Raw genomic sequence first — 12,181 nt, 5'->3', positions numbered from 1 at the left:
AAGGAGAACATCCCCCGCCAGCTCTTCGAGGTGCCCGTCCAGGCGGCCATCGGCGGCAAGATCATCGCCCGGGAGACCGTCAAGGCCATGCGGAAGGACGTGCTGGCCAAGTGCTACGGCGGCGATATCACCCGGAAAAAGAAGCTGCTGGAGAAGCAGAAAGAGGGCAAGAAGAAGATGCGGAGTCTGGGCAGCGTCCAGATTCCCACCGAGGCGTTTATGGCTGTCCTCAAGCTGGACGAGGAATAAACATAGCATCCGCCGGGAGCAAGCTGCTCCCGGCGGATTTTCCACATTTTACGGGTATTTTGTGGAGAAAAAAGCCTTCCCCCTGGGGGGAAGGTGCCCCAGTGCGCACACTGGGACGGATGAGGGGAAAGGTTACAGTGAGCGCCGCAGTCCCCCTCATCAGTCTCGCTGGCGCTCGACAGCTTCCCCCAGAGGGGGAAGCCAGAGAAAGCACCGTGCCCAAAGCCTTCCCCCTGGGGGGAAGGTGGCTGGCCGAAGGCCAGACGGATGAGGGGGACAACCTCCGCCGCCCATCAAACCGCAGACAAGCCCGCGCCGCTTTTGCGGCGCGGGCTTGTCGTTACTGCTGCTGTTTCTTTTTCTCCAGGTCCTCCAGGTGGGCCTTGAGCACCAGGTTGATATAGCTGGACAGGGACCGGTCCTCCCCCTCTGCCAGTGCCTGAATCTGTTCCAAAACAGGCATATCCAGTGTAATACTGACACTTTTTTTCAAAGGTTTCACGGTATCACCTCTACACGAGATGATACTATAATTCACGATTTCCTTTTGCATTATAGTGTTTAATCGTGTAAAATAGTGGCGATGTGATAAAAATGTACACAAACGACTTTGAAGCGGCGTTTTCCGCGTTTTTGGAGCGGCACGAGTACGACGAGGCGGAGAATTATCTGTTTTCCATGGTGCGGCTGGCCTTTGCGGCCGGCTGGCGGGCGGCTGGAGGCGAGCCGCCGGTGGCGGAGAAGATCTACCAGCTCCTCTCCCCCGCCGGGGACAAGGACACCGGCGAGGGGACCCAGGACGGCTGAAGCCTGCCGGGGAGGTCAAAGGCGCGTTCTCCCGCTCCGGGACGGGGCCGGTCGAAAAAAGATGAAAAACCCTCTTGCTTTTTTCGAACATTTGTTGTATCCTATATTCGAACACAAGTTCCATAACGGCGGGAGAACCACCTGCCGGGGCGGAATCTAAAAGTCCGGTTTATAGGACGCAATATGTGCTATTCTGGACCCATCAAAGCCGGGAGGGAACGCCATGGAGACCATCTACTACCGCCTGGACGCGCGGCGTCTGACTGTATACCACATGGCCAGCGGGGAGGCCGCCCCCGCGCCCAGGGATATGCTCTTTCTCCGTTCCCGGCCCAAGGCGCCCCGGCCGGAGGGGAAGGTGCTGGACTTTGACGCCTGCCGCCGGGCCCTGGCCGGGGAGCCGGAGGAGGAAGCCCAACCCGACGCCGGTTCTGCCGGGGAATGCGCCCCCGCCGGGGACAAAAGCGCCTCTGACGGCGGCGCGCCCCGTGTCCGCCGCCCCCACCGGCTCCGCCTGGCCCTGGACGCCGCCGCCTCCCTGGCGGTGGTGGTGATGGCGGCGGTGGTGGTGGGCCAGTTCCTCCGCCTGTTCTGAAGGCGGAACACGAATTTTTTGCCCCCATTTCCCCCGCTGTCCTTGACGCAACCCGGTTTTGGTGATACAATGTCCCGCAGAAACAGGCATTGACCGGGAGGAGTACGCGGAGACCCGGACCTGAGAGAGACGCCGGCTGGTGGAAGGCGCCCGAAGGTCCCGCGGAAGGCGCCCGCAAGCTGCGGGGAGGAAATGCCCCGCCGGTCCCCGCCGTTACCGGGTTCGAGTGCGGAGCGGTCACGCTCCGAATTCAGGTGGCACCACGGAGATATTCCGCCCTGAGCTGAGGCTCAGGGCGGTTTTTGTTTTCCGGCCGCCCGTTTACCGGCAAATCACAGACAGAAGGAGTTTGAGTTTTATAATGAAGAACACCGAAAAGACCATGGAAAAGATCGTGGCCCTGTGCAAGGGCCGGGGCTTCGTCTATCCCGGCAGCGAGATCTACGGCGGCCTGGCCAACTCCTGGGACTACGGCCCTCTGGGCGTGGAGCTGAAGAACAACGTGAAGCGGGCCTGGTGGAAGAAGTTCGTCCAGGAGAACCCCTACAACGTGGGTCTGGACGCCGCCATCCTGATGAACCCCCAGGTGTGGGTGGCCTCCGGCCATGTGTCCACCTTCAACGACCCCCTCATCGACTGCAAGGCCTGCAAGATGCGCCACCGCGCCGACAAGCTGATTGAGGACTGGCTCCAGGAGCAGGGCCGCACCGACGTGAACGTGGAGGCCATGACCCAGGAGGAGATGGTGGCCTTCATCCGGGAGAACAGCATCCCCTGCCCCGGCTGCGGCAAGAGCGACTTCACCGACATCCGCAAGTTCAACCTGATGTTCAAGACCCACCAGGGCGTCACCGAGGACACCTCCACCGAGGTGTACCTGCGGCCCGAGACCGCCCAGGGCATCTTTGTCAACTTCCAGAACATCCAGCGCACCACCCGCAAGAAGCTGCCCTTCGGCGTGTGCCAGGTGGGCAAGAGCTTCCGCAACGAGATCACCCCGGGCAACTTCATCTTCCGCATCCGTGAGTTCGAGCAGATGGAGCTGGAGTTCTTCTGCCAGCCCGGCACCGATCTGGAGTGGTTCGCCTACTGGCGCAAGTACTGCCACGACTGGCTCACCAGCCTGAACATCAAGGACGAGAACCTGCGCCTGCGCGACCACGAGCCCGAGGAGCTGGCCTTCTACTCCAAGGCCACCACGGACTTTGAGTTCATGTTCCCCTTCGGCTGGGGCGAGCTGTGGGGCGTGGCCGACCGCACCGACTACGACCTGAAGCAGCACCAGGAGCACTCCGGTAAGGACATGACCTACTTCGACCAGGAGAAGAACGAGCACTATATCCCCTACGTCATCGAGCCCTCCCTGGGCGCCGACCGCGTGACCCTGGCCTTCCTGGTGGAGGCCTACGACGAGGAGGTGGTGGACGCGGAGAAGAACGACGTCCGCACCGTCATGCGCTTCCACCCCGCCCTGGCCCCCTTCAAGTGCGCCGTGCTGCCCCTGAGCAAGAAGCTGGGCCCCGCCGCCCAGGAGGTGTACGCCGAGCTGTCCAAGTACTTCATGGTGGACTACGACGAGGCAGGCTCCATCGGCAAGCGCTACCGCCGCCAGGACGAGATCGGCACCCCTCTGTGCATCACCGTGGACTTCCAGACCGTGGGCGACGACAAGACCCCCGCCGACCACTGCGTCACCGTCCGCGACCGGGACACCATGGAGCAGGTCCGTCTGCCCATCGACCAGCTGAAGGCCTATATCGAGGAGAAGATCGCGTTCTAAGGAGAAGCATCTTCCTGCTCCATGTCCGCCGCTTGCGGCGTGCAGGGTTTTGGCGCAGACAAAACCCTGATGCGGGGCGGATTCACTCCGCCCCAGCAGATAAAATCCTCGGGGTCCCCGCGAAACCTGTTTCGTGGGGCGCAGGTGCGCCTGCCCATCGACCAGCTGAAGGCCTATATCGAGGAGAAGATCGCGTTCTAATCAAGCCTTCCCCCCTGGGGGAAGGTGGCTGCCTCTCGGGGCCCCCGCACGAGCCCAGCGAAGCAAATATGGGGCCCCCGCGGAAGGCGGAACGCCTTTCGTGGGGAGAGGAGCCGCAGCGCAATGAATGAGCTTTGCCATTTATGGCAAAGCGAACGATATGTAGCTTGCGGCGACGAGGGGAGAGGACGAGCAGCGGAGTGAACGAGCCCTGGAATTTATGCCGGGGCAAGCGATACGCAGCTTGCGAGGACGAGGTCCGGCGGCGGCAAAATTCAATGACCCGCCGTATTTGTGAGTAGTTACCACGCCGGTTCGGTGCCCTGCGTGCCGCTCCCCCTCTGCCCGAGCAGAGTTACCCGCCCAGACTTGTAAGTTGCTGCAATTCAAGGGGCGTTCTCAATGCCGCACGGGGCCTCTGCGCCGTGTTTCAGTCTCTGACCGAGTTAAGCCTTCCCCCTGGGGGGAAGGTGGCATTTGCGCAGCAAATGACGGATGAGGGGAGAGCCTTCGATGCGCAATGCAGTACCCCTCATCCGTCTCGCTGGCGCTCGACAGCTTCCCCCAGCGGGGGAAGCCTGTAAGGTGCGCTCTGAAAGCCCTTCTCTGGAGAGACCTTTTCAAGTTTCCACACGAGACCCGCCGCACCGGCGGCCTGCCGGCGCGGCGGTTTCTCTTTCCCTGCCTTGTAAAAACGGAGTCAAAATTATGAAAAAATTTCTGCAAAAGCTGGACCCCATTGCCAAGAACCCGGTGCTCACCCCGGTGCTGTGCGTGCTGATGGGGGTGTGCGTGGGGGTGCTGTCCCTGTGGTTTGCCTGCGTGGACAACCGCACCGCCATGTTCATCAGCTACTTCACCCACCCTCTCATCGCCCTGCTCAACATCCTGCCTGTGGCGTTCCTGTCCCTGCTGCTCTACTTCCTCATCGGCCGGGCCTGGATCTCCTACCTGCTGACGGCGGCCCTGACCATGGGCCTCACCTTTGCCAGCTTTTACAAGCTCACCTTCCGCAACGACCCCATGATGTTTGAGGACATCCTCCTCATCCGGGAAGCGGGCAACATGGCGGGCAAGTACCAGCTGTTCCTCAACAAGAGCATGGTGATGGCCCTGGCGCTGCTGGTGCTGGGGCTGGTGTTCCTGCTGCTGTTTGCCCGGGCCAAGACCACCTGGAAGCCCCGGCTGCTGTGCGCCCTGGTGACCGCCCTGATGGCCTTTCCCCTGTACGCCCTGTACACCGACGCCAACCTCTACAACAACAAGACCCGCAACGAGGACCTGATCTCCCCATGGTCGGCCACCCAGGTGTACACCTCCAAGGGCTTCCTCTACCCCTTCCTGTACAGCGTCCGCTCGGCCTCCGACCCGGCCCCCGAGGGCTACGACGCCAAGGCCTGCCAGGAGGTCATGGCCGGGTACACCGACGCCGACATCCCCGAGGAGCAGAAGGTGGACATCTTCACCATCCAGCTGGAGGCCTACAACGACTTCACCAAGTTCGGCGTGCCTGAGCTGAACCCGGAGGTGTACCGGGTGTTCCACGAGCTGGAGGCGGAGAGCTACACCGGCAACCTGGTGACCAACATCTTTGCCGGCGGCACCATCGACACGGAGCGGTGCTTCCTCACCGGCTACTCCGACCTGGGGTCCTTCCGCTCCCCCACCAACTCCTACGCCTGGTACTTCCGGGATCAGGGCTACTACGCCACCGGCAGCCACTCCTGCTACGCCTGGTTCTACAACCGGGAGAACATCAACGCCAACCTGGGCCTGGAGGACTACAAGTTCGTGGAGAACTACTACGGGGAGCTGACGGGCGGCGGCATCGGGTATGACGACGTGCTCTTCCCCGAGATCATCAATCTGTACGAGGAGCACAAGGCCAGCGACGACCGGCCCTACTTCTCCTTCAACGTGACCTACCAGGGCCACGGCCCCTATGACACCGACCGGACCTGGTACGGGGACGGCTGGGTGGTGGACGACGGGTCCTACACCCAGGAGGAGCTGAACCTGATGAACAACTACTTCGGCTCCCTGAAGAACACCGGGGACAATATGGAGCAGTTTTTCGACTACTTCCGGGAGAGCAAGGACCCGGTGGTCATCGTGCTCTTCGGCGACCACAACCCCTGGATGGGGGACGCCAACAGCGTGTACAGCAAACTGGGCATCGACCTGGACCTGTCCACCAAGGAGGGCTTCCTGAACTACTACGCCACCCGCTACCTGATCTGGGCCAACGACGCGGCCAAAGAGGTGCTGGGCTGCGACTTCCAGGGCGAGGGCCCCGACGTGAGCCCCAACTTCCTCATGACCGAGCTCTTTGACCTGTGCGGCTGGGAGGGTCCCGCCTTCATGCAGGCCACCCGGCCGGTGATGGAGGCCCTGCCCGTCATCAACGTGCCCACCGGCCTCTACTTTGAGGACGGAAACCTGACCAAGGATCTGACCGCTGAGGATCAGGCCCTGGCCGACCTGTACGACAATCTTCAGTACTACTGGCGGAAACACTTTGTGGGCTGAAGAAAAGAGAGCGAGCCCCCGGCGCCGCGCACAAGCGCGGCGCCGGGGGCGTTTTTGTTTTGTATGGAAGAGAGGATAAAAGGGTCGCGCCCAAGCCTTCCCCCTGGGGGGAAGGTGGCTGGCCGAAGGCCAGACGGATGAGGGGAGCAGCTGGACTAAGCAAAGCGAGCGATACGCAGCTTGCGAGGACGCGCCTCCGGCGGCCTACTTTCCAGCGAGGGAAAGTAGGCAAAGCTCGCCAGGGGGAAACAGGCGCGGAGGGCCCTTCCAGGGCCAAACGCGCCCGTTTCCCCCTGGTACCCCCTTTCCCGGGGGCCCCGCCGAAGCCCAGCGGAGCGGGTTCGGTGGGGAGAGGACGAGCAGCGGAGTGAACGAGCCCTGGAATTTATGCCGGGGCAAGCGATACGCAGCTTGCGAGGACGAGGTCCGGCGGCGGCAAAATTCAATCACCCGCCGTATTTGAGAGTAGTTACTATGCCGGTTCGGTGCCCCGCGTGCCGTTACTGCAAGGCCCGAGCAGAGTTACCCGCCCAGACTTGGAAGCCCCTGCAATTCAAGGGGCGTTCTCAATGCCGCACAAAGTCTCTGCGCCGTGTTTCAGTCTATGCCCGAGGCAAGCCTTCCCCCTGGGGGGAAGGTGCCCCAGTGCGCACACTGGGGCGGATGAGGGGAAGGGGCCCAGTAATCACCGCAGTTGCCCTCATCAGTCACGCTTTCGCGTGACAGCTTCCCCCGGTGGGGAAAGCCTATGGGGTGCGTTCTAAGCCTTCCCTGACGGGGGAAGCCAGAGAGGACATCCTCCAGAGCATCTCTCCCAGGGACAAAAAACATCCCCCGCGCCACAGGCGCGGGGGATGCTGTTATCTTGTTCAGGGCAGGTAGGACAGGGGGTTGACGGTGGTGCCGTTGATCTTCACCTGGAAGTGGCAGTGGTTGCCGGTGGACCGGCCGGTGGAGCCCACCCGGGCGATGACCTGGCCCTGGTAGACCTTGTCGCCGACGCTGACCAGCAGGCTGGAGCAGTGGGCGTAGTAGGTCTGGTAGCCGTTGCCGTGGTCGATGATGACATACTTGCCGTAGCTCCAGTTGCTGCCGGTGCCGGTGCCCGCCCAGATGACGGTGCCGCCGTCAGCGGCCTGAATGCCGGTGCCGTAGGCCGCAGCGATGTCGATGCCGGAGTGGTAGCTGTAGCTGCCGAAGATATAGCGGTAGCCGAAGTAGGAGGTGATGTTGCCGTACACAGGCCAGATGAAGGAGCCGGTGGGCAGCCAGCTGGGCCGCTCCTTGGTGCCAACGGCGATGACCTTGGCGGTGGGCTCGGTGATGGTGACGTTGTTGGTGATGTTGCGCTCACGCTCGTTGCCGTTGACGTAGGTCACGTCGGCGGTGATCTCCGCCAGGCCCTCGCTGCCTGCGTCCAGCACCTTGGTGTCGCCCTGGTACATGGAGTCGTCCTCCACCTCTTCCACCGGGCTGGCGATGGCCTCCTGGTAGGTGATGGTCTCGGTGGTCTGGACGGACAGGAAGGGGATGACCTCCCGCACGTTGAGGATCTGGCCGATATAGATGTTGTTGATGTCCACGTCGGGGTTCAGGGCCTCCAGCTCGGACAGGGACATGTCGTTGTCGTAGGCGATCTGCATGAAGGTGTCGCCCTTCTGGACCTCATAGGTGGTCTGGCCGTTGGTGTTGGCGGTCAGGCGGGCCTCCATGGCGGACAGATCCTGCTCCACGTCGGAGGGGGTGTACTGCCGGCTGATGGACACGGACTCCACAAACTCGGCGGAGGTGGTGTTCTCGTTGACATAGGGGGCCTTGATGGCGTCCAGCATGGCGGTGAGAGAGGTCTCGTCCTGGGCCGCGCCGATGAACTGGCCGTTGACCTTGAGCACGTAGCTCTTCATCACCTCGCCGATCTGGTCGAACAGGTAGGTCTCAAAGTCGCCCACGTTGGACAGCTTGTCCTTCTCGGTGAGGGCGAAGTCGTAGGTGACGGCGTTGTCCAGGGTGTAGTCATACCCCAGAATATCGGAGGCCCGGGCTTCCACCCGCTCCATGGCGCCCTCGAACACCTCCGGGTCGGAGACCACGCCCAGGGTGACGCCGTCCACCGACACCACGTAGCTGGGGGTGTACACGGTGCCCACCACCAGGGCCACGCCGATGACGCCGGCGATCAGCAGGAAGGCCAGAGGGCCCACGGCCTTGTGGCCGGCGGCGGCGGCGTCCGCCCGGTGGAGCAGGGCGCCCACGCTGCGGCCCGCGGCGATGAGGGCGTCCAGCACAGGGCGGCGGCCCTGCCGGGAGCTACCTTCCTCCCGGACGCCGCCCGCCGTCTCTTCGGCGGGGATGGCGTCGGGCACTGCCTGCCGGCCATTGGAGTGTAAGATCTCATCCATCGGAGAAGGACCTCCTTAAGAAAGGCAAAAAGTCAAAATAAGAATCCGCCTGCAACACAGCGGGGAGCGCTGAAAATTACAGAACGGAATGAAATGATTACAAACTGGTTACAAACGGTATCATACACGCTTTTTGCCTTTACGTCAATACTTTTTTACATGAAAACGGGCGGGAAAGGGGAGATTTTTCCTCCGAAAGGGGCCGGGGCGGGGAGTAAGCTTAAAAAACGGGGCGAAATCTTAAGAAAACCCCGTCCCGCCGCCCGCCGGGCGGCGGGGTTCGGGCGGCTTTTCTTGCGTGGGGGCGGTGGGGCGTGGTATACTGTATCGTTAAGGCGGCGGTGCCGCCGGTCCATTTTTCAACTGGAGGCGCTTCATGGAAACAAGGAAATCCCGTCCCCGGCGCAGAGGGCCGCTGATCCTGTTGGCGGCGGTGCTGGTGCTTGTGGCGGGTGGACTGTTCTTTTACGACCAACAGACCCGGATTCAGACCGAGACCCTCACGGTTGCCTCAGACCGGCTGCCCGCGGGGTTTGACGGCTACCGCATCGTGCAGATCTCCGACCTCCACGGCAGGGAGTTCGGGGAGGACAACAAAATTCTGCTGGAAAAGACGGCGGCGCTGGAGCCCGACCTGATTGCCATCACCGGGGACGTGATCGACGACCCGGACCAGATGGGCATTCTGGAGCCCCTGGCCAGGGGCCTGACCGCCATCGCCCCCACCTTTTATGTGACGGGCAACCACGAGTGGGCCATCAAGGAGGCGGCCACGGTGAAGAGCCTGCTGGAGGAGCAGGGCGTGACGGTGCTGTCCAACGAGTATCTGACCCTGGAGCGGGGCGGGGACTCCATTGTCCTGGCGGGCATCGACGACCCCAACGGCCCCTACGACCAGAAGACCCCGGAGGAGCTGTCCGACGAGATCCACGCCGCCCTGGGGGACCCCTACGTGGTGCTGCTGGCCCACCGGAACGAGTACTACCAGGTGTACGACCGGTGCGGCTTTGACCTGACGCTCTGCGGCCATGTCCACGGGGGGCTGATCCGGCTGCCCTTTACCGACGGGCTCATCGACAATACCCGCCGCCGGTTTTTCCCCACCCACACCGCCGGGCTCTATCCCCTGGACGGAGGTGGCACGCTGATGGTGTCCCGGGGCCTGGGCAACGGGGGCATCTCCTTCCGGCTGTTCAACCGGCCCCACCTGCCGGTCATTGTGCTGAAATCGGGGGAGTAAGAGGTAAAACAGGCATAAAGCCCGCTCAGGCAGAGGCTGGAACACGGCGTAGAGACTGCGTGCGGCATTGAGAACGCCCCTTGAATTGCAGCTGCTTACAAGTCTGGGCGGGTAACTCTGCTCGGGCGACGCAGGAACGATACGTAGGGCACCGAACCGGCATAGTAACTGCTCACAAATACGGCGGGTGATTGAATTTTGCCGCCGCCGGACGTACTCCGAAAGGGGGTACCAGGGGGAAACGGGCGCGTTTGGCCCTGAAAGGGCCCTCCGCGCCTGTTGCCCCCTGGCGAGCTTTTCCTACTTTCCCTCGCTGGAAAGTAGGCCGCCGGAGGCCGTTCCCCTTGTATCCACAAACCGCCTGCGAACTGAGAGATTTCCCCTCATCCGACATTTGCTGCGCAAATGCCACCTTCCCCCCAGAGGGGGGAAGGCTTAGGACGCGCCCCATAGGCTTTCCCCCAGGGGAAGGCATTTTACCCCCACAATATAAAGAAAAGAGAACTGACCATGGAATATTTTGCGGGAACCTTTGATATCGCGGTCATCGGCGCGGGCCACGCGGGCATTGAGGCGGCGCTGGCCGCCGCCCGGCTGGGCCTGCGGACGGTGTGCTTCACCGTGAACCTGGACGCGGTGGGCAACATGCCCTGCAATCCGGCCATCGGCGGCACGGGCAAGGGCCACCTGGTGCGGGAGATCGACGCCCTGGGGGGCGAGATGGGCCGGGCCGCCGACGCCGCCTGCATCCAGTACCGCATCCTGAACCGGGGCAAAGGCCCTGCGGTGTGGTCCCTGCGGGCCCAGGCCGACCGGCGGGAATACCAGAAGGTGATGAAGCACACCCTGGAGAGGCAGGAAAACCTGTGGGTCAAGCAGGCCGAGGTGGTGGCCATCCGCACGGAGAACGGCGCCGTGTCCGCGGTGGTCACCGCCACCGGGGCGGTGTATGCCGTGCAGGCCGCGGTGGTGTGCACCGGCACCTTCCTGGGGGGCCGCACCATCGTGGGCGACGTGGTGCGGGACTCGGGCCCCGACGGCCTGGCCGCCGCCCTGCCCCTGACCGAGTGCCTCAAATCCCTGGGGCTGTCCATCCGCCGCTTCAAGACGGGCACGCCCCCCCGGGTCCACCGGCGGAGCGTGGACTTCTCCAAGATGGAGCTCCAGCCCGGCGACCCGGACGCCCAGCCCTTCTCCTTTGAGACGGCCGCGCCCCCGGCCAACAGGGCCGTGTGCTACCTGACCTACACCAACGCCGCCACCCACGCCGTCATTCGGGCCAACCTGGACCGCTCCCCCCTCTACGACGGCACCATCGAGGGGATCGGCCCCCGGTACTGCCCCTCCATTGAGACCAAGATCGTCCGTTTTCCCGACAAGGAGCGGCACCAGCTCTTCATCGAGCCCATGGGCCTGGACACGGAGGAGCTGTATATCCAGGGTCTGAGTTCCTCCCTGCCCGAGGAGGTACAGGTGGAGATGCTCCACACCATCCCCGGCCTGGAGCGGGCCGAGATGACCCGTGCGGCCTACGCCATCGAGTACGACTGCGTGGACCCCATGGAGCTGCTGCCCACCCTGGAGTGCAAAAAAATCCCCGGCCTGTACGGCGCGGGCCAGTTCAACGGCTCCTCCGGCTATGAGGAGGCCGCCGCACAGGGCCTGGTGGCGGGCATCAACGCCGCTTTGAAGCTGCTGGGCCGTCCCCCCATGGTCATCGGCCGGGACCAGGGGTACATCGGCGTGCTCATCGACGACCTGGTGACCAAGGGCACCAACGAGCCCTACCGGATGATGACCTCCCGCACCGAGTACCGGCTGCTGTGCCGCCAGGACAACGCCGACCGCCGTCTCACCGGCCTGGGCCGCCAGGTGGGGCTGGTGAGCGAGGAGCGGTACCGCGCCATGCTGGACAAGTACGCCGCCGTGGACCGGGAGTGTGCCCGGCTGGAGCACACCGGCGTGTCCCCCTCCCCCGCCCTGGACGCCCTGCTCTCGGGCAAGGGGGAGCCCCCCGCCCCCAACGGGGCCCGGCTGGCCGACCTGCTCCGCCGTCCCCGCATGACCTACGGCGACCTCTCTCCCCTGGACCCCGGGCGGCCGGAGCTGCCCGCCGCCGTCACCGAGGCGGTGGAGATCGACCTGAAGTACCGGGGCTATATCGAGCGGCAGCAGCGGCAGGTGGAGGAGATGCGCCGGCTGGAGAGCCGCCCCCTGCCCCCGGATTTGGACTACCAATCCCTCCAGGGCCTGCGGCTGGAGGCCAGACAGAAGCTGTCGGAAATCCGTCCCCTGAACCTGGGCCAGGCCAGCCGGATTTCCGGCGTGAGTCCTGCTGACATCGCCGCGCTGATGATCGCACTGGAGCGGGGCTGACGCCA

At 63.5% G+C, this 12,181-nt stretch carries 7 protein-coding genes and 1 pseudogene; 7 read left to right on the top strand and 1 reads right to left on the bottom strand.

The features are described from left to right. From Q0K23_RS09555 to Q0K23_RS09530, 5 genes and pseudogenes are all read left to right on the top strand, one after another. A pseudogene (locus tag Q0K23_RS09555) lies at nt 1-249 on the top strand (elongation factor 4); the annotation flags it as partial. 594 nt (nt 250-843) lie between these two features. Next, the gene (locus Q0K23_RS09545) at nt 844-1,056 is read left to right on the top strand and encodes a hypothetical protein (protein ID WP_294521301.1); all 213 of its coding nucleotides are present in this window, start codon (nt 844-846) and stop codon (nt 1,054-1,056) included. Nucleotides 1,057-1,279: 223 nt separating this feature from the next. Then, nucleotides 1,280-1,651, top strand: coding sequence for a hypothetical protein (locus Q0K23_RS09540; protein ID WP_294521298.1), 372 nt, complete (start codon nt 1,280-1,282; stop codon nt 1,649-1,651). 361 nt (nt 1,652-2,012) lie between these two features. Beyond that, nucleotides 2,013-3,431, top strand: coding sequence for a glycine--tRNA ligase (locus Q0K23_RS09535; RefSeq protein ID WP_294521295.1), 1,419 nt, complete (start codon nt 2,013-2,015; stop codon nt 3,429-3,431). Nucleotides 3,432-4,340: 909 nt separating this feature from the next. Then, on the top strand, nt 4,341-6,161 hold the full coding sequence (locus tag Q0K23_RS09530) for an LTA synthase family protein (protein ID WP_294521292.1): 1,821 nt from the start codon (nt 4,341-4,343) through the stop codon (nt 6,159-6,161). Nucleotides 6,162-7,030: 869 nt separating this feature from the next. On the opposite strand, the gene Q0K23_RS09525 is transcribed toward Q0K23_RS09530, so the two are convergent. Beyond that, the gene (locus Q0K23_RS09525) at nt 7,031-8,560 is read right to left on the bottom strand and encodes a M23 family metallopeptidase (RefSeq protein WP_294521289.1); all 1,530 of its coding nucleotides are present in this window, start codon (nt 8,558-8,560) and stop codon (nt 7,031-7,033) included. Nucleotides 8,561-8,936: 376 nt separating this feature from the next. On the opposite strand from Q0K23_RS09525, the gene Q0K23_RS09520 reads away from it, so the two are divergent. Together Q0K23_RS09520 and mnmG are read left to right on the top strand one after the other, a co-directional pair. Then, nucleotides 8,937-9,800, top strand: a complete 864-nt coding sequence (locus Q0K23_RS09520; RefSeq protein WP_294521286.1) for a metallophosphoesterase — start codon at nt 8,937-8,939, stop codon at nt 9,798-9,800. Between the two features lie 510 nt (nt 9,801-10,310). Continuing rightward, nucleotides 10,311-12,176, top strand: coding sequence for a tRNA uridine-5-carboxymethylaminomethyl(34) synthesis enzyme MnmG (mnmG, locus tag Q0K23_RS09515; RefSeq protein ID WP_294521283.1), 1,866 nt, complete (start codon nt 10,311-10,313; stop codon nt 12,174-12,176). Nucleotides 12,177-12,181: the final 5 nt, after the last annotated feature.

Origin of the sequence: uncultured Pseudoflavonifractor sp. (assembly GCF_944387275.1) — a bacterium.
GTDB classification, from domain to species: Bacteria; Bacillota; Clostridia; order Oscillospirales; family Oscillospiraceae; genus Pseudoflavonifractor; species Pseudoflavonifractor intestinihominis.
Note: the sequence above shows the minus strand (reverse complement) of the source record. Positions and strands in the feature narration are given on the sequence as shown.